Source organism: Echinicola pacifica DSM 19836 (genome assembly GCF_000373245.1).
In the GTDB taxonomy this organism is placed as follows: domain Bacteria; phylum Bacteroidota; class Bacteroidia; order Cytophagales; family Cyclobacteriaceae; genus Echinicola; species Echinicola pacifica.
The window spans coordinates 578,006-603,561 of record NZ_KB890738.1 but is presented as its reverse complement, the minus strand read 5'-3'; the positions used below and the strand labels follow the sequence as shown (position 1 = coordinate 603,561).

At 43.9% G+C, this 25,556-nt stretch carries 22 protein-coding genes; 15 read left to right on the top strand and 7 right to left on the bottom strand.

Annotated elements, in window-relative coordinates:
- The first annotated feature begins 53 nt into the window (after positions 1–53).
- From B050_RS0102485 to B050_RS0102415, 15 genes are all read left to right on the top strand, one after another.
- Positions 54–515 (top strand): hypothetical protein, encoded by a 462-nt coding sequence (locus B050_RS0102485; RefSeq protein WP_018472298.1) that lies wholly within the window; start codon positions 54–56, stop codon positions 513–515.
- Between the two features lie 27 nt (positions 516–542).
- Complete coding sequence (locus tag B050_RS0102480) at positions 543–1,127, top strand: hypothetical protein (RefSeq protein WP_018472297.1); 585 nt, start codon at positions 543–545, stop codon at positions 1,125–1,127.
- A gap of 37 nt (positions 1,128–1,164) precedes the next feature.
- Complete coding sequence (locus B050_RS0102475; RefSeq protein ID WP_018472296.1) at positions 1,165–1,626, top strand: hypothetical protein; 462 nt, start codon at positions 1,165–1,167, stop codon at positions 1,624–1,626.
- A gap of 583 nt (positions 1,627–2,209) precedes the next feature.
- Positions 2,210–2,719, top strand: coding sequence for an RNA polymerase sigma factor (locus B050_RS0102470; protein ID WP_026235565.1), 510 nt, complete (start codon positions 2,210–2,212; stop codon positions 2,717–2,719).
- Position 2,720: 1 nt separating this feature from the next.
- On the top strand, positions 2,721–4,226 hold the full coding sequence (locus tag B050_RS0102465) for a phytoene desaturase family protein (protein ID WP_018472294.1): 1,506 nt from the start codon (positions 2,721–2,723) through the stop codon (positions 4,224–4,226).
- Positions 4,223–5,065 carry a phytoene/squalene synthase family protein gene (locus B050_RS0102460; RefSeq protein ID WP_018472293.1) on the top strand — a complete coding sequence of 281 codons (843 nt, stop codon included), beginning with the start codon at positions 4,223–4,225 and terminating at the stop codon, positions 5,063–5,065. The genes B050_RS0102465 and B050_RS0102460 overlap by 4 nt, the downstream gene beginning before the upstream one ends.
- An 8-nt stretch (positions 5,066–5,073) precedes the next feature.
- Positions 5,074–5,784 carry a lycopene cyclase domain-containing protein gene (locus tag B050_RS0102455; protein WP_018472292.1) on the top strand — a complete coding sequence of 237 codons (711 nt, stop codon included), beginning with the start codon at positions 5,074–5,076 and terminating at the stop codon, positions 5,782–5,784.
- Between the two features lie 6 nt (positions 5,785–5,790).
- Positions 5,791–6,636 carry a 4-hydroxy-3-methylbut-2-enyl diphosphate reductase gene (locus B050_RS0102450; protein WP_018472291.1) on the top strand — a complete coding sequence of 282 codons (846 nt, stop codon included), beginning with the start codon at positions 5,791–5,793 and terminating at the stop codon, positions 6,634–6,636.
- 160 nt (positions 6,637–6,796) lie between these two features.
- Complete coding sequence (locus B050_RS0102445) at positions 6,797–7,411, top strand: fatty acid desaturase (protein WP_083923231.1); 615 nt, start codon at positions 6,797–6,799, stop codon at positions 7,409–7,411.
- A gap of 203 nt (positions 7,412–7,614) precedes the next feature.
- The gene (locus B050_RS0102440; protein ID WP_018472289.1) at positions 7,615–8,772 is read left to right on the top strand and encodes a BamA/TamA family outer membrane protein; all 1,158 of its coding nucleotides are present in this window, start codon (positions 7,615–7,617) and stop codon (positions 8,770–8,772) included.
- Positions 8,773–9,173: 401 nt separating this feature from the next.
- Positions 9,174–10,271 carry a FecR family protein gene (locus tag B050_RS22805; protein ID WP_018472288.1) on the top strand — a complete coding sequence of 366 codons (1,098 nt, stop codon included), beginning with the start codon at positions 9,174–9,176 and terminating at the stop codon, positions 10,269–10,271.
- A 208-nt stretch (positions 10,272–10,479) separates the two neighbouring features.
- Complete coding sequence (locus B050_RS0102430; RefSeq protein ID WP_018472287.1) at positions 10,480–14,013, top strand: SusC/RagA family TonB-linked outer membrane protein; 3,534 nt, start codon at positions 10,480–10,482, stop codon at positions 14,011–14,013.
- A gap of 18 nt (positions 14,014–14,031) precedes the next feature.
- Positions 14,032–15,765 (top strand): RagB/SusD family nutrient uptake outer membrane protein, encoded by a 1,734-nt coding sequence (locus B050_RS0102425; RefSeq protein ID WP_018472286.1) that lies wholly within the window; start codon positions 14,032–14,034, stop codon positions 15,763–15,765.
- A gap of 67 nt (positions 15,766–15,832) precedes the next feature.
- Positions 15,833–17,134: a sulfatase-like hydrolase/transferase gene (locus B050_RS0102420; protein WP_018472285.1), complete on the top strand. Its 1,302-nt coding sequence runs from the start codon at positions 15,833–15,835 to the stop codon at positions 17,132–17,134.
- 778 nt (positions 17,135–17,912) lie between these two features.
- The gene (locus tag B050_RS0102415; RefSeq protein WP_018472284.1) at positions 17,913–18,578 is read left to right on the top strand and encodes a TetR/AcrR family transcriptional regulator; all 666 of its coding nucleotides are present in this window, start codon (positions 17,913–17,915) and stop codon (positions 18,576–18,578) included.
- An 11-nt stretch (positions 18,579–18,589) separates the two neighbouring features.
- Here B050_RS0102415 and B050_RS0102410 read toward each other — a convergent pair whose 3' ends face one another.
- From B050_RS0102410 to nth, 7 genes are all read right to left on the bottom strand, one after another.
- Positions 18,590–19,051, bottom strand: a complete 462-nt coding sequence (locus B050_RS0102410) for a peptide-methionine (S)-S-oxide reductase (RefSeq protein WP_157492495.1) — start codon at positions 19,049–19,051, stop codon at positions 18,590–18,592.
- A gap of 11 nt (positions 19,052–19,062) precedes the next feature.
- Positions 19,063–19,524 carry a carboxymuconolactone decarboxylase family protein gene (locus tag B050_RS0102405; protein ID WP_018472282.1) on the bottom strand — a complete coding sequence of 154 codons (462 nt, stop codon included), beginning with the start codon at positions 19,522–19,524 and terminating at the stop codon, positions 19,063–19,065.
- A 436-nt stretch (positions 19,525–19,960) separates the two neighbouring features.
- Positions 19,961–21,106 carry a peptide-methionine (R)-S-oxide reductase MsrB gene (gene msrB / locus B050_RS23835; RefSeq protein ID WP_018472281.1) on the bottom strand — a complete coding sequence of 382 codons (1,146 nt, stop codon included), beginning with the start codon at positions 21,104–21,106 and terminating at the stop codon, positions 19,961–19,963.
- Positions 21,103–21,516: a DUF2721 domain-containing protein gene (locus B050_RS0102395; protein WP_157492494.1), complete on the bottom strand. Its 414-nt coding sequence runs from the start codon at positions 21,514–21,516 to the stop codon at positions 21,103–21,105. The genes msrB and B050_RS0102395 overlap by 4 nt, the downstream gene beginning before the upstream one ends.
- A gap of 241 nt (positions 21,517–21,757) precedes the next feature.
- Complete coding sequence (locus B050_RS0102390; RefSeq protein WP_018472279.1) at positions 21,758–22,960, bottom strand: glycosyltransferase family 4 protein; 1,203 nt, start codon at positions 22,958–22,960, stop codon at positions 21,758–21,760.
- On the bottom strand, positions 22,957–24,753 hold the full coding sequence (asnB, locus tag B050_RS21960) for an asparagine synthase (glutamine-hydrolyzing) (RefSeq protein WP_044201484.1): 1,797 nt from the start codon (positions 24,751–24,753) through the stop codon (positions 22,957–22,959). The genes B050_RS0102390 and asnB overlap by 4 nt, the downstream gene beginning before the upstream one ends.
- Positions 24,754–24,756: 3 nt before the next feature.
- The gene (gene nth / locus B050_RS0102380) at positions 24,757–25,443 is read right to left on the bottom strand and encodes an endonuclease III (protein ID WP_018472277.1); all 687 of its coding nucleotides are present in this window, start codon (positions 25,441–25,443) and stop codon (positions 24,757–24,759) included.
- Positions 25,444–25,556 lie beyond the last annotated feature (113 nt).

Genomic DNA, 25,556 nt, shown 5'->3' with positions numbered 1-25,556 from the left:
TTAAGCGATCATTTAATGATCGCTTTTTTTTATTCATAAAAATTGAGGAGTATATGTGGAATGATTTCGAGGACGATGATAGTTGGGATGAAGAGGACGATGGAGAGGGGTACCGACGTGAACAAGAGAGGATAGAAAATCATCCTGTCATGCAGAAGGCAAAGGATATTCTGCACCTTACTGAAGCCATGGTGGGAGCCTTGGATGAGATGTCAAAAGATATGTATGGCACATTCATGATCGAAGATGCGACGCTGATCTGTGGGAAATTTAGCGGGGCCGAGGGAGTGGATGATTATATCCTGAAAATGGAAAACGCCGTCTTTATGAAAGTGCATGCGCGTCATTTGAACAGCATGACTTACTCTGTGCCTATGGTAGATACCCATGCTGAGGAGCATCTTGAGCTATTGCGCGATGCCTTGGAGGAATTTAAATTGCTCTTTGTGGAATGGGTAAAGGGATTTGACCCTTCTCATAAATATGATGATGGCTGGGGATTGTTCCTGAACTAAGCGTTTCCCCTAAAGCCTAAAAGGCCCATGTCTGCAAAAAAGGAAGTTTTTACCCCCGAATTGATAAAAATCATAAAGCTTTTTGGCCTTATTTCGGTAAGCCTGGTGCTGATTTTATCGTTTTTCGATGAGCGGAAATCCAATAATTCAGGAATGTTGGACGAAAATTCCTTTAAGGCTTCCAGTCTAATCTATTTTCAGAATGTGCGACAGATCCACTATGATATCGAAAGGCAAGCCGAAGCCAAGCTGCTACTTTATCGGCACAAAGACCGCTCAGGCTCAGCAGACAGCATTTTTATAAACCTAAGCTTGATCGTAAATCGTATAAAGGATAAAGCGTATATCTATGCGGAGCTTTCTCCGGCCTTGGAATTGCTGGACACGGTGCGCCTAAGACGGCAGTCTGATGCGGGTACTAATGAACATTTTTCTATATTGAATGGTGATCGGCGAAGTCATGAGCTGCTTGTAAATAAGCTAATGAGCCTGCAGGATCGCGAAGTCATCGAGGTGCAGGTGGTAGAAAGTTGGTTTCCGATATGGACCAGCGATGATGCCAAGCAAGCCTTGATCAAGACGGCGGTAGATTATAGAGAATTAGTAAAATAGCCGCCAAGAATAGCAAAACAACCCAAAATACAAGATTATGGATGTTAGAAAAATGGATAACCTGTGGAAATTTCTATCCATCAAGAATAACCTGCCAGTTACGATTCAGGTGGATCAGCTCATCAAATACACTTTCAGGCTGGGCAATATGCAGCTTAGCCATCAATTCAATCCCAAAATATGGCAGCAATCCACTCTTACCCTTGCCGACAAGGATTTCCAGGAACGGGCCATCTTAAAGCATTTTCATCATAAGAAGAAAAAATTCGGCTTTCAGCAGGATTTGACCTCTACACACGTACAGATATTTTTTCCCCGTGCCATCTTGCAGCTCAAGACTCACTACGAACTGGAAGTCATGCAGGATCGATCAGGGCATTTCTGCCTTGTAATTAGCCCCTTTGTTCCTAAGAATATCTATGAGATTTTGGATGCAGTAAACTTTTCAAGTAAGGAATTGTGGAAGAGAAACTTTTTCTCCGAGGCCATTAGAAATTGATTGGCTGTGAAAGCTATTATGCATATTAATTTTTAAACCCAGATCGGGGCATCGTGACTGCTGAGGTCTTTCTTCGGGCATGTGGTTTAGGTCTATAATTATATAACTATCATTTCCCTGGTAAGAAGTTTATCATGATTGTAGATTCCCGCCTAAACCTAGAGTAGGTATTTCCATCCTTGCTTTGATCTTTTGGCTTTAAAAAAACAATCCTTTGCTGCTAATGCAGCAATAAAAAAGGGAACCAAGCCTATCATGATCCCTTAAGCTCCTTCCTGCAGGATACAGTGAATAGATTCATTATTTTTCTGTTTACCTTATATTTTTTACCAAAGCGGAAATAGGCTGTTTCAAGCCATTTCTTCTCTGAATATCCTTTTATTTTCTCCTAAATCACTCATTTAGACCATTTTCATAGCTCAGCTGCATAGTTGAGGAAAATTACTTTTTCCAAAAAACAGTCTTTAATTACCTGTTTAAGGTCATTTATTACCGTTTGTTTAATTAAAAGAAAAAAAGAGTAAACAAAAGTTTGTACTTTGTTTAATCATAACTACTTTTGATTAAACAAATAGCCGAAATCATGACTACTAAAGAATTCAGTTACTCGCTTAATGAACACTCTGAGTCCCTACGTCCATTTGCTATGCGTTTGACGAAGGACTCTGATGATGCCAATGACCTAATGCAAGACACGATGTTGAAGGCATTTACGAACCGGGACAAGTTTTCGGATGGTACCAATCTTAAAGCTTGGTTATATACCATAATGAAAAATACGTTTATCACTCGTTATCAGCAGATTAAGAGAAGGGCGACTTTTGTGGATACCACGGAGAATATGCATTTTTTAAATTCCGGGGAAGTATTAATAGAAAATGGCGTCTTTGGCTCTTTCGCCATGAGCGATATATGGCAGCGCATCAGTCTGCTGGAGGACTGCTATAAAGTACCTTTTCTGATGCACCATGAGGGCTATAAATATTACGAGATAGCGGAGGAGCTAAACCTGCCTATCGGTACAGTGAAAAACCGAATTCACCTTGCCAGAAAAAGCCTTAAGGAGCAGTTGAGCGTTTATAAAGCAGATTGATATGCATAAAGGGGAAGTCATAGTAATCGGAGCAGGGTTTGCTGGAATAGCCGCAGCCACTTCCCTGGCGAGTCAGGGTTTTGAGGTGAAGGTATTAGAGAAAAATGACAGCCCCGGAGGAAGAGCAAGGAAGTTTGAGGCGAATGGTTTTACGTTTGATATGGGGCCGAGCTGGTATTGGATGCCTGATATTTTTGAAGATTATTTTGCCAAATTCGACAAAAAGCCAGAGGATTACTATCAGCTGAAACGTCTTGATCCATCATATAAAGTATATTTTGGTAAGGAGGATGAGCTTTCTTTGCCTGCGGATCCACTAGCACTACGAGCCTTATTTGAACGGCTTCAGCCTGGCAGTGCGGTGAAGCTCGATACGTTTTTGGCGCAAGCCAAAAGAAAATACGAGGTGGGAATCAAAGAGTGGGTGTATAAACCCTGCCATACCATTTGGGAATTTGCCCAGCCTAATATTTTTAATGACCTGATCAAGCTCGATCTTTTCCAATCTATGAAAAAGCATGTTCGCCAGTCTTTCACTGAAGATAAGCTGGTCAGAATCATGGAATTTCCAGTCTTATTCCTAGGCCAGACAGCGGATAAAATTCCAGCTATGTATAGCCTTATGAATTATGCCGATATGGAACTTGGTACCTGGTATCCTATGGGGGGAATGCACGAAATCATCAAGGGAATGGTGAGTTTGGCGGAGGAAAAAGGGGTGAAATTTCTATATAAGGCGGATGTATCGCATTTTAAGATTACAGACCGCAAAGTCAACGCCGCTTACCTGAAAGATGGCCGCGTAATCCCCGCAGATATCGTGGTAGCTGGGGCAGATTACCATCATGTAGATGCGGCATTATTGCCCCCAGGCTATGAAAACTACTCTGAATCCTACTGGGATAAGAGGACCCTTGCTCCTTCCAGCTTGCTATTTTATCTGGGCGTGGATGCCAAAATCGAAGGCTTGGAGCATCATAATCTCTTCTTTGACGAAGCCTTAGAGCCTCATGCGCATGTCATCTATGAGGAAGCAGGATGGCCCGAAAAACCCCTGTTTTACGTATGCTGTCCCTCAAAAACGGACCCTTCGGTGGCTCCAGAGGGCAAAGAAAATCTATTTATACTCATTCCCCTTGCACCAGGACTTGAAGATAGCGAGGCTCGGCGGGAGGAATATTACCAAAAAGTAATGTCTCGGCTGGAGAAGCTCACAGGCCAATCCATCGCTGATAAGGTATCCTATAAGCGCAGTTATGCACATAGAGATTTTATTCAGGATTATAACTCTTATAAAGGCAATGCTTACGGCCTGGCCAACACCCTGGGACAGACGGCTATGCTGAAGCCCAAAATTCGAAATAAGAATCTTGACAACTTTTATTATACCGGCCAATTGACTATTCCGGGGCCTGGAGTTCCGCCTTCTTTGATTTCTGGACAGGTGGTAGCGCAGGAAATCCTCCGTCAGTTTCAGCCGGCATCTACCGAAAAATCAACCCTATGAATCCATTAAAATTATACCATAGCACGGCCTTGGAGTGCAGCAGGCTGGTAACACAGCGCTATAGCACCTCCTTTAGTCTGGGAATCAAGGTGATGGAGAAGAAATTTCATTCCCCCATCTATGGAATATATGGCTTTGTGCGCTTCGCTGATGAGATCGTGGACACTTTTCATAGCCATGACAAAAGCCATTTGCTAAGCAAATTCAGAGCGGATACCTATGAGGCCATAGACCAAAAAATCAGCCTAAACCCTATCCTTCATGCCTTCCAAATGGTGGTACATCAATATGGAATCGAGCGAAACCTGATCGATTCGTTCATGGATAGCATGGCCATGGACCTGGATTTCAGCACGTATAATGACACCAAATACACAGAATATATCTATGGCTCCGCAGAGGTAGTGGGCTTGATGTGCTTAAGAGTATTCTGTGAAGGAAATGAGGCGCAGTACGAGCAGTTGAAAGCTCCTGCATGCAAATTGGGTTCGGCATTTCAAAAAGTAAATTTTCTGCGGGATATCAAGAGCGATTATGAAGATCGGGGAAGGGTGTACTTCCCGGGACTGGAGTATAGTGCGTTCAGCGTGGAAGCTAAGCGGTGCATAGAAGAAGATATCCAAAGGGACTTCGATGCCGCCTATCTGGGAATAAAGCAACTGCCGAAAGGCGCCAGAATCGGGGTGAAGATTGCCTATATTTATTACCAGAATCTGTTTGCCAAAATCAGAAAACTACAACCAGAAACCATCTCTGATCAGCGGGTACGCATCCCTAATATCAAAAAACTATCCCTACTTATGAGCATTTACTTTGGCTCCAAATTGGGTATCGAATAGGTGAAATCATGGAAAAATATCTTTATTTAGCTTTAAATATAGGCACCATTATTCTCCCTTTTTTATGGTCATTTGACAAGAAGGTTTCTTACTTTAAGAAATGGTTTGCTCTTTGGCCTGCTATTCTTCTGACCGCCGTCTTCTTCTTGATTTGGGATTATGAGTTTACTCAGATGGGCGTCTGGGGATTCAATGCGCAGTACCTTAGCGGTATTTACCTTGGTCCCTTGCCTTTAGAGGAATGCTTGTTTTTTATAACTGTACCCTATTCCTGTATTTTCATCTATGAGGTGCTCAAATATTATGAGCTGAAAGCTCCTATCTCAGAAACAATCGCCAAATACATCAGCCAACTGTTAACCCTACTGCTGCTGGCGATGGCGGTAATCCATTATGACTTATGGTACACCTCGGTCAATTTTGCAGTGACTGCTTTGGTAATCCTGACGCATCTTTGGTTTTTCAAAACGAGATTTCTTCAGCGATTTTACCTGTTTTATTTAATCCATCTAATACCATTTTTATTGGTTAACGGTGCTTTAACGGGAGCATTTACTCCTGAGCCGGTGGTCTGGTATGACGATGCCGAAAACCTCGGCTTTAGGATATTTACCATACCGGTGGAGGATGTGTTTTATTCATTAGCCATGATGCTGATGAATATATCCTTATATGAATATTTCCTTGGTAGGAAAACATTAAGGCCTTCACTTAGTTGATAGTATATGAATGATCTTCAGATAGATATAGACCGACATTCTGGCTTCTGCTTTGGCGTGGTATATGCCATCGAGATGGCGGAGGACATCTTGGATGAGGAGGAGATGCTATACTGTCTTGGGGACATCGTCCACAATGATGAGGAGGTAAAGAGGCTCGTGGCCAAGGGCCTGAAAATCATCAATCATGAGGAGTTGGCGCAGCTGAAGGATGCCAAAGTGCTGATTCGAGCGCATGGCGAGCCTCCTTCCACCTATAAGCTCGCAATCGAAAATAACCTGACCCTCGTGGATGCCAGCTGCCCCGTGGTACTGAAGCTGCAGCATAGGATCAAAAATGCCTTTGACAGGAAGGAGAAAATATACATCTATGGTAAACATGGGCACGCAGAAGTGGCAGGATTACTGGGACAGACCAATCAAGAGGCCGTGGTTTTTCAGCATATTGATGAGTTGGACTTATCCACAATGCCCCCGCAGATCACCTTGTTCAGCCAAACTACAAAGAGTACAGATCATTTTTATGAAATCAATCGGCTGCTTAAGGAAAATGGAATTGAGGTAAATACTCATGATACCATCTGCCGCCAGGTATCCAATAGAGATAAAGAATTACGTAATTTTGCTAAAAACTATGATATAGTGATCTTTGTGAGTGGAAGCAAATCGTCCAATGGCAAGGCGCTGTATGAAGTCTGCAAAAGGGAGAATCCCCACACCCACTTTGTCTCCAACGTGGAGCAGGTAAATAAAGACTGGTTTGGCAAGCAAAGCCGGGTGGGAATTTGCGGCGCTACCTCCACGCCTATGTGGCTAATGGAGGCAGTGAAAGAAACTATCTCAGCCTTTTGATTGGCGATAGCCGATAAGTAAGAAGGCGGCTCTGCCGAAAGAAATTTTCCCTGTTTAATAATAATTATCCACTTCGACTATCAAAAAAACTAAGCAAATAACGCCTAGCACCCTGGATCCATGGGGCTCTATCATTGGTCTTAGCATCATTTTGCTATGGATGCTAACGACATATTTCTGGTTGAACCATGAATTTTCCTGGTCCAATCCGCTCGTCTATGTAGGCGTAATCCTGCAAATGCACTTATACACGGGATTATTTATCACCGCACATGATGCCATGCACGGCAGTGTATCCTCTCATCAGTCCATTAATCAGCTAATTGGCACCCTGGCGGCAGGATTGTTTGCTTATAATTCTTATCAGGATCTCCTGCCCAAGCATCATGAGCATCACCGATTCGTGGCTACTGATAAGGATCCTGACTATCATGAGCCTCATGCTTTCTGGCCTTGGTACCTGAGCTTCATCACCAGCTATATCCGATGGCCGCAGATGCTGCTGATGGGCATTACATTTTGGGTATTGGTAGTATTCTTTCCCATGACCAACGTGATTTTATTTTGGATGCTGCCCTCCATTCTTTCCACCTTTCAATTATTTTATTTCGGCACTTATACTCCCCATCGGGGTATGCATCCCAACAAGCATAAGTCAGGAACCCTGTCCAAAAACCATCTGTGGGCATTTTTGTCTTGCTATTTTTTTGGCTATCATTATGAGCATCATGATTCCCCTGGCACTCCCTGGTGGCGGCTTTGGAGAATGAAATGAAGGCCTGCATTTGCCTATAGCAGGACTTGAAAATCCCTTAAAATCTTGCTGCCAGCCATGATGGGTCATATCATTGAATTCAATAGGCTAGGTCCAGGAGGAAAGCCCTGATAGATAATCCGCGAAAAAAGACCTTAAAATCAAATCTTGCTCCAAGGATTAAAATCCTCTACTTTTGGCTATCGATTAATGATATAGCGCATATGAGGAATTTTTATAGATCAGCCATCGGCATCATCTTCTTGCTCTTTGGGCTAGGCCAGGGGGGCCATGCCCAGGTTTCTGCTGACAGTATTGCGGAGTCAAAACCCAGGATCCATGACCAGCTCTTCAATACCTTAGATGATGTCTTAAACTGGATGAGCACTGACAGCTGGTCCTTTATTCCGGCGGTGAGCTATTCCCCAGAAACTAGCCTTGGGCTGGGCATGGGGGCCATCAAGGTGTTTAGGAATTCCAAAAGTATCAGCCAAAACCTCCGCCCCAGCTCCATGCCTATTACCTTTCTCTATACCCTAGAAAAACAGGCAATTCTGGAGGCTGACGTGGACTTATGGCGGAATTATAATAAAGATTATTTCTACGCCAGGCTGGAAATGGCCAAGTATCCTCTGAAGTTTTATGGCATAGGAAATGACCTTCCCTCATCGAATGAGGAGGATTATGCAAGTCGGTACTTGCTATTCAAATTTAATTACCTCAGACTAGTACTTCCCCATTTGTATTTTGGTCCTCAGCTGGACTTCCGCACGGATAATGTATATCAAAAAGAGGAAGGTGGATTGCTAGACTCAGGAGATATTCCCGGGAGTGATAAGCCCCTGGTCGCTGGCTTGGGGCTGAAAGTCAGCCATGATACCCGATCCGATATTTTCCAACCTCGCAGGGGTGCATTACGCCAGTTTTCATGGATGAGCTACCAGTCGTTTTGGGGCAGTGACTATACTTATAATAAATATGAGCTGGATCTGAGACAATATGTACCGGTGGGCACGGCTTCTGTATTGGCATTTCAGGCCTTTGGAAGTGTGGTGGATGGACTGGCGCCCTTCCAGCAGCTCAGCCTGCTGGGTGGAAGCAAACGGATGCGGGGATACTATGAGGGCAGGTATCGGGAGCAGACCTCCATGATCTATCAGGGCGAGTATCGATTCCCCGTTTATAGAGATTTGGGAATGGTGCTTTTTGGAAATACTGGCCAGGTGGAATCTGGCCTAAACCAATTTTCATGGGATGGATTTCATGCTGCTTTTGGCTTTGGCTTTAGGTACAAATTGCTCGATGAAGGAGTGAATATCAGGATAGACTTTGGTTTTGGGAATCAGTCNGCCTTTTATTTTGGGCTGAATGAGGTGTATTGATTTTTTAGATCTTGCTGGCGCAAAATTGTAAAAAATATAAACTATGAATTTACCTCTTGAGACGATATTGCTTGTGCGTTTCCTCTTAGCGTGCTGCTGATTTTGGAAATTATCTCCACTTTTTGCTGGCCAAATGGCCTGCTTTTCCCGGGCTTAGATTTTTTTTATTAGAATTTTTACCGCCATTTTACTTATTTTTTACTTGTGCTGTATTGCGCCGCAAACCCTCTAAATTATAAGTAGAAAACGCTGTTTGCACTCATTAGGGGCTATTTTCGATGATCCTTCTAATTATTCCTTTTCTTCAGCCTGAGAAGAAATGTTAAAAATTATTAAAAATAATTGATTTATGAAGGATAACTATTTCATCTCGCGGACTTATTAGTTTGTAAATCATAATTATGGATATTTCGAATTTTTCGGTAGAAGATTTTGTTTTGGATGCTTCATTCAGGGCTTGGGTGCTGAATCCCAGCCCTGCCATGCATTCGCAGTGGCAGGCCAGCCTAAAGCGCTATCCCTCCAAGAAAAGTGAGGTCCATCAGGCGAGGCAGCTACTGCTGAATTATGTTCAGCCTGCTGCGCAGATACCTGCGAAGGAAGTGGATCAAGTATGGGATGCTATAGCAAGGGAAATCCAGTATGAGGAAGGGCGAGATTTGCAAAAAGGCAAAATTATCCCGCTGCATCCTAATCTGTTATTGGATGAAGAGGAGAGCAATGCCACAGAGATAGTCTCGCTGCATCCTATCAATCAATGGAAACGGGTGGCGGGAATTTTATTGTTTTGCCTTACGCTAAGCATCATTGCCAATTTATTTCTTGCCACACCCCTGCCACCAGAGCCTACGATGCTGGTATATATGGAGAATATAACCACTGAGGGACAGAAGTCACTCATCTCTCTCAGCGATGGCAGCAGCATAATGCTCAACTCCAATAGCCGCATAAGCTACCCTAAGGATTTTGAAGGGGAGAAGCGTGAGGTACATCTGGAGGGCGAAGCCTATTTTGATGTGGCAAAGGATGCTTCCAAGCCCTTCATAGTGCATACGGGAAACACCTCCACCTTAGCGCTGGGCACTGCCTTCAATATTAAATCCTATAAAAATGAGCTGCGCGAAATCGCACTTTTGGAGGGCAAGGTGCAGGTAAATGATACTGATCTAGGGAAAGAGCTCGTCCTCCAACCCGGGGATGGGGTCAAGCTGGATAAGCAAAACCGAAACCTTTCCCTGTACCGCTATGACTTGGAAATGGTGACTGCCTGGAGGGAAAAAAAGATCATATTTAATGAAACACCACTTCATGAGATGGTGAGGACCCTCGAAAATTGGTATGGGGTCCATATTATAATTGAACGGAAGCCTGGCACTGACTTATTGGTTTCCGGAAAATTCGAAGATGAAAATCTAAAGAATGTCTTAGAAGGACTGAGCTATACGGCCCGATTCACTTTTGAGATCAAAGAAAAGGAAGTAAAGATCAATTTTAATTGAAATGGCCAATGAACAAAAAGTAAAATAGATAATAGAAGTAGCCTATAGAAAATGAAAATCCGAAACTGCGTCAACAGCTTCGGATAGTAAAAGGTATCCGTAGCCAATCGTCAAATTTGCTCCGGATGAAAGAATCAAATCGACTGTCAATCAATTTAATAATCCATGTAAATATATGAACAAAAGGATACTTATACACTTAAGCTATATGACAAAGCTATTTATTTACGCTTTTGTGATTCAAGCGGTAACCATGAGCTTCCTCTTGGCCAATGAGACCAAATCTCAGGTTAAGGACTTAGAGGAGGTAACGGTTAACCTAGGTTTTGAGAAATCTAAGCTTTCGGAGGTCTTTCATCAGATAGAAGAGACTACTGGCTTCAACTTCGTGTACACCAATAAGGAGGTAAACAAGGACGAGCGAATTACAATCACGGAACAAACGCGCAATTTGTATAATCTGCTAAGCGATATCGCTGTTCAGAGCAATCTGAGTTTTAAGCAGGTAAATCATAATATCCATGTAAAACGGAACACAAGCCGATCTACCCAGCCGGTGCTTGGGCTGCAATTAGCCGAAATTACCGTTTCTGGAAAAGTAGTGGATCATATCGGTGAGCCTTTGCCGGGAGTGACCATTACTGTGGAGGGAACCACCACAGGCACTGTTACTGATCTGGATGGCAATTACTCCCTCTCGGTACCTGAAGGCAGCTCCCTGCGATTTTCATTCATTGGATTTACCAGTCAGGTAGTGCCCGTAGGGAATAATGACTCGATCAATATCCGCATGGAAGAGGATGCTAAGTCCCTTCAGGAAGTGGTGGTCGTAGGTTATGGCACGCAGAAAGTGACCAATCTCACCGGAGCTATAGACGTGGTGGATGGAGATATGATCAAGGATCGTCCTTCCCCTTCCGTCTCCCAGTTGCTACAAGGAACTTCCCCGGGGCTTACCTTCGGCGTGGGAAATAATGGTTTCCAGCCGGGGGCTAATATGAATATCCAAATCCGAGGTATGGGCTCCATCAATGGTGGCGAACCTTATGTGATCATTGATGGGATTCCGGGTGATATGAACCGACTTAATCCTAATGATATCGAGTCGATCTCTGTGCTCAAGGATGCGGCAGCCTCGGCTATCTATGGCTCCAGAGCCCCATATGGGGTGATCGTCATCACCACCAAATCCGGAAAAGGAAAGCTAAAAGCCACCTATTCAGGATCCGTCTCTATGGCCAGCCCACAGAACCTCCCTTCCATGCTCAACTCTTACACCCATGCTCGTGCGATCAACGAGGCCGGTGTATATGGTGCTGGGGGACGATTCTTCACCAATAGAGTGGTGGATAATATCGTGGCTTACCAAGCAGGAGATTTTGACGCGATACGGGCCAATGCTAATTTCCCCGCTGATGCGACGCACTTCGAGACCACCCCTAATCCAAGTAACCTCAATACCTGGGGATTTAACCAAAATGGAAACGCCAATCGTGATTGGTTTGACGAATACTTCGGAAAAGGCTTTATCCAGAAACATGACTTGTCCATTTCGGGCGGGACGGATAAGACCTCTTATTATTTCTCCGCTGGATTATATGACCAGTCTGGCGTGCTTAATTATGGTACAGATACCTTCAATAGGTACAATATCATGGGTAAAATCACCACTTATATCACCGACAATTGGGAGTTTTCATACCAACCTAGATTTTCCAAGACCGTCCGTGAAATTCCTAATATGGACCGTCAGGGATCTTATGATCTGATCTTTCACCAGATCGCCAGGACCATGCCGAGTAATGCTTTATATGATGGCTATGGGAATACCATGATCCAGTCCAAAATCCCTTGGGTGAACGATGCAGGGACTGATGTCACCGAAGAAATCGAGAACTGGCATACCTTTGCCTCCGATATCAATCCTATGGAGGGGTGGAATATCCATGCTGATTTTGCGATGAAGAATGTGGATAAACTTTATAGAGGAAATGAGTTTACCGTATATGATCACCTGGTGGATCAGTCCCTGACTCCTAGTGGAAATACTGTGCCGAGTAGCGTTTCGACCACTCATTATAGTAATGTATATTGGACCACCAATATCTATTCTTCCTATGAGTTTGACCTGCAGGAGGATCATAATTTTAAGTTTCTCGCGGGTACCCAGTTTGAGCGATTCAAGGACCGCAGTCTCAATGGCTTCAGAACCAATATCCTCGTTCCCTCTGTACCATCGCTGATGACTGCCGATGGGGAGATTCAGATGACCGAGGAGCTGCTCACCATAAGCACCCAGGGATACTTCTCAAGATTCAATTATAATTTCAGGGAGAAATACCTTCTGGAGCTAAATGCTCGCTATGATGGATCTTCCCGATTCCGGGAGGGCAAGCGTTGGGGATTTTACCCTTCCTTTTCCTTGGGATGGAATATGGATAAGGAAGCCTTCTGGGCTCCTATTTCCAAGACGGTCAATGCCTTCAAAATCCGAGGGTCTTGGGGAGAGCTAGGAAACCAAAATGTGGATCCTTACCAGGATTTACCTTTGATCCCATTGTCAGGGGAGGCCGTAAACTGGCTGTATGGGCCTTCTGATTCCAGGCCTATTGGCTATGCCGACACTCCTTCTCTGATCTCTCCAAATCTGACCTGGGAGACTGCAAGGACTATCGATATCGGTGCGGATATGAGCTTTATGGACAAGAGGCTTAAGGTGGTTTTTGATTGGTTTGAGCGTACTACCTTCGATATGATCGGCCCTGTGGATCCACAGCCTGGGGTTTTGGGAGATGCACCGCCAAATTCCAACAATGCTACTTTGAGGTCTAGAGGCTGGGAAAGCACTATTACCTGGAATCAAACCACCTCATCGGGCTTCACCTATAATGTGGGCTTCAATATCTTCGATAGCAAAGCGATAATCACCGAATACCTCAACCCGAATGGCGTACTATCTTCCTGGTATGTAGGGAAGGAGCAGGGAGAAATCTGGGGCTACACCACAGATGGGCTCTACCAAACACAGGAGCAAATCGATGCTTATACCTCTCAGGTGAATCTATCTGATATTACTGGCTTGGAATGGAATACCGGCGATGTGAAATATGTGGATATCAATGGGGATGGATTTGTGGATAATGGCACGAATACCCTTGAGGATCATGGTGATCTAAGTATCATCGGAAATAGCACGCCTCACCTGCAGTTTGGGCTAAACCTCTATGCTGCCTATAAAGGCTTTGATTTCTCCGCCATCCTAAGGGGCGTTGGCAAAAGAGATCTTTGGTTTGGTGATTCTGAAAATATATTCTGGGGATTCCGTACCGGTAATCAGTCTTCCCTCTTTGCTTCTCATCTGGATTATTTCAGAGATCAGGTGGGAGATGCATATACTGGCATTGCCGAAGGCGAAGCTAACTATAACCTGGACGCTTACTTCCCACGGCCTTATATAAATAGCGCGGAGAATGTTAAGAACCGAAACACCAATACAAGGTACTTGCAGAATGGTGCTTATCTGAGGGTGCAGAATGTGCAGATCGGTTATACCCTGCCTAATGAAGTGCTGGACCGATTTAAGCTGAGCAATTTCCGACTGTATATGTCGGGTGAAAACCTCTTTACCTTCTCCAGCCTACCCGAAGGAATTGATCCTGTGGCTGTCGGTGGCAGCTGGGGTGCTGGCAAAACGTATGGAGCCGATCGCATTCTTTCATTTGGATTGCAGGTTAGTTATTAATTCAAAAATCGCGAAGACATGAAGAAATTTCAATATATATCCGCCATGATCTTGCTAGTCCTCGGACTGGCCTCATGTGAAAGTTTTATAGATAATCCTCCAGAGGACAAAATCTCTATCAATGATTATTTTAAAACGGCCAATGACCTTGATAATTATGTCAAGAAATTTTATGTGACCCTGCCAGGCCATGGCAGTGCCTTACTTCCACTTTCAGAAAATAACTCTGATAACCTAATAGTGGCGACACCAAATTCTGTCCTGCATGGTGCCAGAGCCCCTCAGGTGGGCCAGTGGACCAGCGAATGGGAAAGTATTCGCAGTGTGAATATCTTCTTTGACAACCTCGACCAGGTGCAGGATGACATTAGCGCTTATGCTCAGTTTCTGGGGGAAGCCTATTTCTTTAGAGCTTGGTTTTATTATGCCAAGCTGCAGAAATATGGGAATGTACCTATTTATGATCACCAGCTTTTTCCAGGAGATGAGGACTTATTTAAGCCAAGTGATCCACGTACGGCCGTGGCTGATTTCATCCTATCTGACCTTGACAGCGCACACAAATACCTCGGCTTAAAGGCCAGTACAGGTAATGCCAGATTGAATAAGGAAGCGGCCTTGGCATTTCAGTCTCAGGTGGCATTGTTTGAGGGTACTTGGCAGAAGTATCATGCCGGAACCGATTTCGGTACAGATGGGGCTGATCCTAATAAATACCTTCAGAAATCCATAGACGCCGCAGAGGAATTGATGAATGGAAGCTATCAGGTGGGGATATACTCCACTGGCAATCCGGACACGGATTATTATACGCTCTTTGGCTTAGATAATATGTCGGGGGTCAATGAGGTTTTATTCTATAAGATTGCCAGTACTTCTGAGCAGATGGGGCATGAATTGCAGTTTTATACCACCAGAAGGACCCGGGATATGGGCATCACCTGGTCATTGGTGAGCTCGTATTTGGGTAAGGATGGACAGCCTTATGATTATATGGCTGTGGCCCAAGGTACCAAAGGCAATGATTTCCTCAATCAAATCGCCGTTGATTGTGACCCTAGGCTTCATGCGACGGTGTGGATTCCGGGTGACCTGCGAGTGGCTAGCTCTGGCCAGATCTTCGACAGACCCTTTCTGGAAAAAGGCTCTGAAGAACTCTGCCCCACAGGCTTCCAAGTCAAGAAATTCTCCAATCCTTATTCCTCTGGCGCTGGGGCCGACTTTGGTGGCTATAGCCAGACAGGTCGTATCTATTTCCGATTTGCCGAAGTATTGCTAAATTACGCGGAGGCCAAATTCGAATTGGACGGTACCGTGGCCTATGAAGCCTTGAATATGATCCGCTCCCGCGCTGGCATGCCGGACTTCACCGTGATTCCACAGCAGCAATATGGTGCTCAGCAGCTGGATTATGGATATGCTGTGTCAGATGCACTTTATGCTATTCGTAACGAAAGACGAGTGGAGCTAGCACTGGAAGGACAGCGAGTGGATGATTATCGCCGATGGGCTGCTGCTTCATTATTTGATGGTATGCGTCCTTTGGGATATCCATTTGATCAGGATGACTTCCTAAATCCTAATGGATCGGCCTCCTTTACGGCTATGGTAAATGATGATGGGTTGGTGGATTACTTCCAAACACAAATGCCAAATGGCTATAGCTTCCGTCCAGATCAGGATTATCTAAGTTCCATTCCTAGTGATGAACTGGTGCTGAACCCTAATTTGGATCAGAATCCTAATTGGTAATTTCAATGTTTATAAGCTGCCCTGAGGGTGTCTCAAGACCTGTCAGGGCAGCTTTTTCTTTCTTCTTATGAAAAATTATTTTTGCGCTCTCCTATTAGTGATAGCATCCTCCTCCTCTTATGGGTTTCAGGATTCTCAGGCCTTACGGCCAAATATAATTCTAATTATGGCAGACGATTTGGGTTTCGAGACCCTAGGTGTCAATGGCAGTGATAGCTATCAAACCCCTTATTTGGATAGTTTGGCTGCCGGAGGAATGAATTTCAGCCAGTGCTATTCAATGCCTCTATGCACCCCGAGTAGGGTGCAGTTGATGACTGGCAAATATAATTTCCGTAATTATATTGGTTTTGGGCTGCTGGATCCAGAGGAAAAAACATTTGGAGATTATTTGACAGAAGCAGAATATAAGACCTTTGTGGCTGGCAAATGGCAGCTCCTTGGAAATGAGCATCAGCGCAATCTTGCAGGTGGACGCGTGGGTAGCCATCCCCTTGAGGCGGGTTTTGAGGACTATTGCCTATGGCAGGTGGATGAACTCGGTAGCCGATATAAAGATCCTCTTTTATCAAATCCAAACGGTAATCAAGTCTATGAGGGGGAATATGGCCCTGATATCATTACAGAAAGTATCCTTGAGTTTATAGAGGATAACCAATCCGATCCGTTTTTTGTGTATTATCCGATGGTCCTGACGCACGATCCCTTTGTTCCTAGCCCTTCCAATGCCTCCTTTTCGGACTTTGACGCCTCCAGTAAGGTCAATGATCCCATATATTTCGCAGAGATGGTGGAGTATATGGATCTATTGGTAGGGAAGATCTGGACTAAGGTGGAGGAATTAGGAATGGCTGAGAATACCCTGATCGTTTTTATTGGGGACAATGGCACGGACCGGAAGGTGCTGTCTATGCAAAATGGGATGGAAATCCAAGGGGATAAGGGCCATCCAACCGCAGCTGGAACCCATGTGCCGATGCTAGCGTACTGGAAGGGACGCATCGCTTCTGGAAGTACAAACGATCATTTAATTGATTTTGCGGATTTTATGCCCACACTTTGGGATTTGGCAGGTATAGAGGAGGTGGATAGGGGATTTACGGATGGGATAAGTTTTTATTCCCAGCTCTTGGGAAAGGAGTCGCTGAGCAGAGAGTGGATCTACTGTGATTATGATCCTCGCTGGGGTAAACATCAGCCATCTCGACATATTCAAAATAAAGAATGGAAACTATATGATGATGGCAGAATTTTCAATATTCAAAATGATCCTTTCGAAAGGAAAGAACTTTCACTTGCGGAAATTTCGGATTTTGGCCTTAGAAGAATTAATAGTTTTAAGGACATATTGCATAATATAGGTAAATAATTGGATTATATAAGCCGTGCAAAAATGTGTATAATAGGGGGCTATCAAGGTAAAAAAGGTATGATTAGGCTTGGATAAGTGAATTGACTGTTGTAGATTTTTTATCTTAAGCGAACTTGCCGTTTGAAGCAATTTATGTAAAGGCTGATGGTTTTGGTATATTTTACTTAAATAGATTTTTAATTACCAAATAAAATGAAAATATAACCTGTATTTGACAGATTTTCAGGTTTTTGGCTTAGATTTATAAAGTCGTGAAAGGGAGAGATCTTTTTTTAGACTAAATATAATCTGTAAAAATATTAAACGGTTGTTTAGTGGGGATAAGTAATGAATTGGAATTTTTTTGTACATTACCGAGATATTACACCTAATATTAATAAACTATAATGATTTAGGCTTGTCAAATCACCATAATAAGCTAATTTCCGTACCAAAGTGTTAAAGGACTAGCATTAGTCCATTTTAATGTGCCCTTGAATAGTATTAGGACAGTTTTCCATTTTGTGGAAAGGTGCTTAAGGTTATTATGAATTAACCTAATATTCTTAGTGAAGCCCGGCTCATTATTTAATGTCCATAAATGGTCTTAATCACCTATTTGAAGATTTTGCCATTTTATAGGTTCATTTTAAACAGTTTGGAGCGTTTTATGGTTGTAAAATTGTAAGGAAAACAATTAATTATGGTTCTATCAGAGAATAGGGTAATAAAACTACAAGTATTTATTCCCTAATCGGACAAATACCTGCTGTTCCAAGAAAAATCCGCTCATGCTATGGAGAAGAAAAAGAAAATATCTACAAAACAAAAAATACTAAATGAAGCCATCAGGCTTTATAATGAGTTCGGAGCCCATAATATTACCAGCAGGCATATTGCCGCCGAGCTTGGGATTAGTCACGGTAACTTAGACTATCATTATAATAACCGTGAAGCTATTCTTCTAGCCATTTATAAACAGATGAGGGAGGAAATGACCACCTCCATAAAAGAATATACCAATATAAAATCCTCCTTTGAGGCCTTTCATTGCTTTTTGGTTCATCTCGACAAGTTCCAAATGAAATATAGGTTCTTCAATCTTGATGTTCTGGAGATCTCCCGAGGAAATCCAGAGGTAGGCTCGCTCTTGAAGAAAACAATTCTTCAACGTAGAGATGAAATGACAAATCTTTTCGAAAGATTCATTGCCGAAGGATTTATTGAACCTAAAATTGGTACTGGTTTTCACCGTTTGAGACATACCATACGTATCGTCATCACCTTCTGGCTTTCCCAAAGAGAGCTGCTATCTGGATTTAACTTTCAGGAGCCTGGAGAAATGGTTATCCATATCTGGGAACTTTTGATTCCGTATATGACCGATCTTGGTGATTCGGAATACAAACGTCTCATTAGCGAATACGGGTACTATATTGATGAAGACTCCATCCTTTCCTAATTGACATTGCCTTATAATTGTTGGGTGATTCTTAATTTTGGCTCTATATATCGCGTACAAAAAGGAGCATCCTTTCGCGTCTGATAGTAATTCAGAAATACATTAACATTCGATTTGAATTTCCGAAAAGGCAAAGCCTGGCAGATATAATCAGTATTGGTTTTAGCTGCCAGGCTTTTTATTATACCACTGCTCTGTTCGTTTTCATCAGTGCTCATTGTATAGACTGCAGATCGGTATTTATGTCTAAAAGAATGATTGCTCTCACTGCTATGTGTCAGCAAATGCGCTTCAATAAGTGTGGCAAGGCTGACTCTGTCAGGATTATACCGTACAAGAACCGCTTCTGACCATTCTCTTTCGTCACCTATGGAGCCGATCCATCCTTGATAGACAGTATCCACCCCTTTTATAGACTGAAATACCGCCTCTGTGCACCAGTGACAGCCGCCTCCAAAACCGATGTACTTCATTTCTGTCATTATTACTGGATAGCAGGAGTAGCTCCTTGCGCTAGTTTCAGGCGAGTCCATAAGTTCATATTGATGACGATCGCAGCGATCTCAGCAATTTCCTGCGTGCTAAAGAATCTGGCGAGCTCATCATGCACTTCCTGAAAGGCGGGATGACTGCCTTCACTAAGGACATCCGTGTACCGAAGGGCAGATTTTTCCTTGTCAGTAAATAAGTCGCTGTTCCACCATGAAGAAATATTATCGGTCTTAGCATTTGAGATTCCTATTTCTCTGGAGGTTTTGGCATGGAGAATAATGCAATAAGAACATTCGTTTTTCTGAGCCACTCTCAGCCTGAGGAGCTGAGCGAGCTGCTTATCCACCATGAGATCTGCGGTATATCCGAATGCCCCAGCCATCTCTTTCGCAATACCATGAAATGGGGTCAAATCTGGATCAAATCGTGTGTTTTTGAAATTCACTTCTTCCATTTTCCGTTGTTTTTAAATTGATATAATCCTTAAAAGTAGATGCCGGAGGCGCCGGATTACCCAGCACCTCGCCTGACATCTGTAGATTCTAAACTGCTGATGCGCTTCAACTATCGGGGAGTGTAGAACTAGTCCACCAGGATCATATAGCTAGCTTGATTTATTGTTTTTCAGCTAGTCATAATTTCTCCCTAAATCGATAGGCATCGTATTATTCTATTTACCTATCTCAGGCCATTTTCATTGAAGCAGTTTATTGATTCAATGTGGCGGCCTTACTTGCTATATAGACCGGTAAAGGGAAACCAAAACTCTTCCATTCCAACGTATCCTTCGTGATTTCTGAAGAATTACGAAAATGGAATTTTTTTCTACTAAGGGACTCGTCTTTTTTTCCCTATGGCTTGGCAAGAATACCCATAGTGATAAATCCAGCTTACTTCGCTATCTTTTTCAATGATAATGCGTTGATACAATAGCGAAGGCCACTTGGTGCAGGTCCATCAGGAAATACATGACCCAAATGGCTATCGCAGGTATTGCAAGTCACCTCCACACGCACCATCCCAAAAGCATTGTCCTTATGATAGGCAACGGCATTTTCCTCTATCGGCTGAGTAAAAGAGGGCCAGCCTGAGCCGCTATCAAACTTCTCTCCCGAGTCAAATAATAAGGTGTCACAGCATACACAGCCATATTTCCCCGGCTCAAATAAATTGCATAAATCGGAGCTATGCGCTCTCTCCGTTCCGCGAAGCCTGGTGATCTGAAATTGCTCAGGGCTTAGGATTTCTTTCCATTCCGCTTCTGTTTTTTCCACTCTTCGACTTGGACTAGGAGTGCCATTATTTGCAAATCGAATGACATCATTCCACTTTAACATCGTTTCCATAGTATTTACTTTTTTTTGTTTTATAATTTTTTTGAATACGCCCTTTGTGAACCTAACAAATTCGAGTTCCCGAAGATCGTAACCTATCCATTCTAATTGATTTCCATAGGGACAGGATGGTGCCCCATCAGCAGAGCCTTCCCGAAGCTCATACCTGTCCGGATCCAGTGAATATTCCTCCACCGTCACCTTACGCAGCTCCTCACTTTCCGCTTCTGGATTATGTAGCAGCTCCTGAAGCTTATACTCTATCCGCAATAGCGCATTATTGGGATCAGAGCCGAATATGGAATATTGTAATTTCCCTGAGCGATCCAGTACCAGCCAGTGCGGAGTGCCACCCGCCTTATAGAGCGTAAAGGTGCTATTGAGGTGCCTGTCCTGAAAGATAGGAAACCGTATATGATACTCCTCCTTTGCGGCCTGCAGCTCCTCGAGCTCAGGGGCTTTTCCTTCGAAAGTCGTATGTATGCCCAGCACTTGCAGCTCCTCGCCCATCTCATATACCAGTCTATTGGCAAAGGGTATGGCGCGGCCCAGGCAACCTGGACACTTGATGCTGAAAATCAAAATCACCAATGGCTTGCCTTGATAATCTGAAATTGAACCTGGAAGTTGGTTTGGAAATATTGGCGATAAGTCCCACATAGGGAGCTGCACCTGCAATGGTAATGTATAAGATCCACTCATAAGGAATTTTTTCCCTTTCCTAACATCTCTCCCCTTCGGGTATGTTGGAGTTTACGTATTGTGATGGTATGATAGCTATAGGATATTAATATACCTAAGCCGACTAATACCAAAACGGCTCCTAAATACAGAAGGTTGCTCGGAAGAAAAGAGTAGGTGGATGCCTGCGTGATTACCTGCAAGATCCCACTGAAAACGAAACAGCCCGCTGATAAATATAATAAGGTGGAGCTACGCGTTAACCTACTCAACTGCTTGATTTTCTTCTCCGCTATAAATAGCCTAAATTCATTGCACTCATCTGTTAATAAACTCGCTATTTCCTGGCTTAAATTCAACATCTGATTGGTGGTGGACAAGATCAACATCCCAACCCCAGGAAGTATTGTAATGGGTAAATACCACTCCATAGTAAATTGCTTTTTTATAGTAAAATTATAAGGAACAACTCTTCTTGCCGCGGCAATTTGCCGAGCACATTTATTCTTTTCGTCTAGTTGTATAGGATTAGGATAATAGTAGAATTCAACTATTTTTGAATGTAAAAAGGTAATCTTTCAATAAATCAGGTACTATATAGCATTGAAGTTCAATTATTTATAAAAACTACACCTTTTTTTTTAATTAATAACTATTTCTTAAAAAATGATATTAAGCCTGACGCTCCTTCACCGCCAGTTTCAACACCCCCAAAACCCGGGACAAGGCTGCTGCTTTTGAGAATCTGCCAAGGGCTAACTTTCGTGCATTTGCCTTCATTTCTGGAAGCTTGTTTAGCGAATTTTTTATCAATGAAACTTGCTCTTTCAACTTCTCGGGATCCTCTCCCAGTAGCACTTCCATTCCGGCAGCTTCCTCGATGACCAGATCACGTATCCAGCCCTTATGATTAATCAAAATAGCAGTGGATGATGCCAAGGCATCAAAAAATTTATTGGGACTATTGGTCTGCAAGATTGGCTCTTGAGAAAAGGAGACAAAGGCGAAATCAGCCTCTCGCAAAACCTCCCTTACCTCCTGCTTTGGGCCATGAGGAAGGAAGTGTACCTGCGCAAGCCCCTTGGCCGCGGTCTGAAGCATCGCAAGCCTTTTTCCATCCCCCATGATCAGGAAACCCCAATGGAGGCCTTGATTTGCGGCTGCTTCGGCTAGAACCAGCAATTCCTCCACGGCATTCACCTCTCCTATGGCTCCAGTATAGGCGATTTTTACCTCATAGGATTTCCATATTTCCATTACTTCGGCTAAGGCGGGAAGTGCCGGAGTCTCCTGTACAAAATAATCACAGTCTGAGAAATTGCTGATTAAGGTCAGCTGCTTTTGGGGAAGCTGCCGATGGAGATAGGTCTCTATTCCCGGTGACAGGGCGATCAAATGAGCCGAGCCCTGGTAAATTTTACGTTCTAAAGAATAAAGCCATTTCTGAAGCAACTTATTTCGGATCACTCCCACCTGAATGGGCGCCTCCGGCCATAGGTCTCGAACTTCAAAGACATAAGGAATATCCCATTTTTTTGATATCCACAATCCCAGGATTCCCGTGGTCAGGGGCGTGGAAGTGATATAGAATAGGTCTGGAAGGGCTAGTTTCTTAAGAAGTTTTTTGGCTTGCCATACAAAAAGCATAAAGGCGCGGATCCTGGCCCAAAAAGTAAAATGGTGGCTATATTCTACCGGTAAATAATGAACCTCTATCCCATCGACGATTACCTGTTCATAGCATTTCTTATTATGACTGCTGACCATAACCACCTCATGCCCGGCCTCCACCATTCCTTTGGCCAGATGGTACGAACGTATCGCCCCTCCCTCCTCAGGCCGCACAAAATACTGATGGACATAGATAATTCTCATAGTTTATGATAATTACACCAGGAGGCCAGGACAAAGATATTCCATAACAGCAGGGCGTTGGAGCCGACTCCTCCTGCCCTTCCCTGATTGAAGGCTATATATTCAGCTGGAAGTTCCTTCGGATGCCGATCCATGAAGGCATGTATCTCCTTATTCACCAGTCGCCGCAGCGATGCCTCCTGCTCCATCCATGCTCCAAAGGGCAAGCCAAAACCCCATTTTTTGCGCTTCCCTATTTCGGGATGCCCGGCAGCTTCCAAAGCTTTGACCAGCGGATCTTTGGCAGGCATACTAAGTAAATGATGCTCCGGGATCTTCATGGCCATCTGTCGGATTTGGACATCCAGGTACGGAGCTCTTCCTTCTATACCTTCGGCCATTAGTGCATTGTCATGGACTTTCAGGATATCCTGTACCAAATACACCTCGCGATCCCATGCCAGGGCCTTTAGGAAGCCTTCTTGTTGATTGGCGAATTCTTTCTGGAATCCATTGAATAATACCTGCGGGACTGGCTGCAAGGCAGTCATATTCACAAAACTATGGAAGGAAGAAGTCTCTATGCTTGTGAAGAATTTTTTAAGCGCAGCGGGCAAAAAAGGAAAATTCTTTCCGAATGAGGCGATTATGCTCCAGAGTTTCGGGTTTTTCAGGTAGGTCTTATACGCTTGGTGTCTTCGATATCCGGCAAATAGCTCATCTGCTCCTGCCCCGCTGATAAGGATTTTAGAATGTGCCTTTGCCGCTTTGGCTATCTGCCAGCTGACAAATCCCGCACTGTCTCCTACTGGCTGGTCGAGTGTGCTAATGTATTCAGGCCATTCACGCACGAGGATTTCCGCAGAGATTTTTACCTCATGAGCCTCGCAGCGGTATTTTTTTGCCAGTTTTTTGGCAAATTTATGATCTACATATCCCGCCTTTTCCATCCCAAAGGAGGCGGTGTAGGTATGCAAGGGAATTTGCGTCTCTGCCATCCAGCTGGCCAATAATAAGCTGCTGTCCACACCGCCGCTCAGCATAAGTCCCACAGGAACATCCGCCTCCATATGGCGAAGCATTGCTTCGGATAGGAGAGCAGGAAAATCCATATCCTCCACTGCCACGGAATCGGCGGACGATGCCACAGGGGCTATCCTGGCAAAGCTAGCCTCTCCTGTATCCAGGTCAAGGCTCAGCATATCGCCGGGATTCAGTTGCCGGATACCAGCGACCATGGTCTGGGAGGACCAGGCATGTCTCAGGTAATAATAGGGCTGCAACTGCCCTTGATTTAGCTGTACTTTGGCAAGTCCACTGCCCATAATCGCACGGAGCTCAGAGGAAATCACCCATGTATTTCCCTCCTGATAATAATATAATGGCTTCTGGCCCGAGGGATCTCTGGCTATAAGTGCCGTATTATTTTTCTTGTCAATGAATATGAAGCTATACATGCCATTGATTTCCCCTATGCGCAGAGGAAATAAGATAAGCCACTGAAACAATACTTCTGTGTCTGACCGACTAGAAAACATCACCCCCGCATCAATTAGTTGGTTGCGAAGCTCTTGTGTGTTATAGATAGCCCCATTCCAGACCAGGCAGAAGGCTTGATCCTCAGTGCAGATTGGAGGATTTGAATAGTCCCCAGGGTCCACGGTGATCAGACGATTGCCACCGACATACAGGCGATCACTTAGCTGAAGCCAAGCGCTATGGTCTGGACCACGGTGGGCAGTGGAGCGGTTCATTTTGAAGATGGCCTTGGAGGCACCCTCCCCCTGATGAAGGACCATATTTATGCCGCACATTGCTTATTTCTTTTTCTTGGGCAACAAATCCAATTCATTCTGGATTTTAGCTTGGTTTTTTTCATAATACCTACAGAAATGAGTCAATTCACACTGACTACACTTGGGCGTTCGGGCCAGGCAGATGTATCGTCCATGAAGGATCAGCCAATGGTGGGCGATATGGATATGTTCTTTTGGGATATGACGAATGAGCTGCTTTTCCACTTCCAGCGGGGTATTGGCGGTCATTGGGACGAGGCCCAGTCTTCTCGAAACTCTGAATACGTGGGTATCCACGGCCATATTAGGCTGATTCCACACCACAGAAGTAATGACATTGGCGGTTTTGCGACCTACTCCAGGGAGTTTTACCAGTTCTGGTACCGTGGAGGGGATTTCGCTGCCGAAGTCTTCCACCAGCATTTTACCCATTCCTAGCAGATGCTTGGTCTTATTATTGGGATAAGAAACGGATTTGATATAGGGAAATAACTCATCAAAATTGGTCGCCGCCAGATGCTCCGCAGTGGGAAAATCTCTAAATAGCGCAGGGGTAATTATATTAATTCGCTTATCGGTACACTGGGCACTTAGAATCACGGCCACCAATAGCTGAAAGGGATTTTCATAGTGCAACTCCGTCTCCGCCACTGGCATATGGGTAGAAAAATGGTCTATAAAAGCTTGGTACCGTTCCTTTTTTAGCATAATTCTTTTAGGTTATAGCCAAAGATAATAAGTTTCGATTAAACCAGGAATGTATTCACTGCCGGCTTCCCCGACTTATGAAGAAGATCAGGCTTTGGATTTAGGGACTGCTG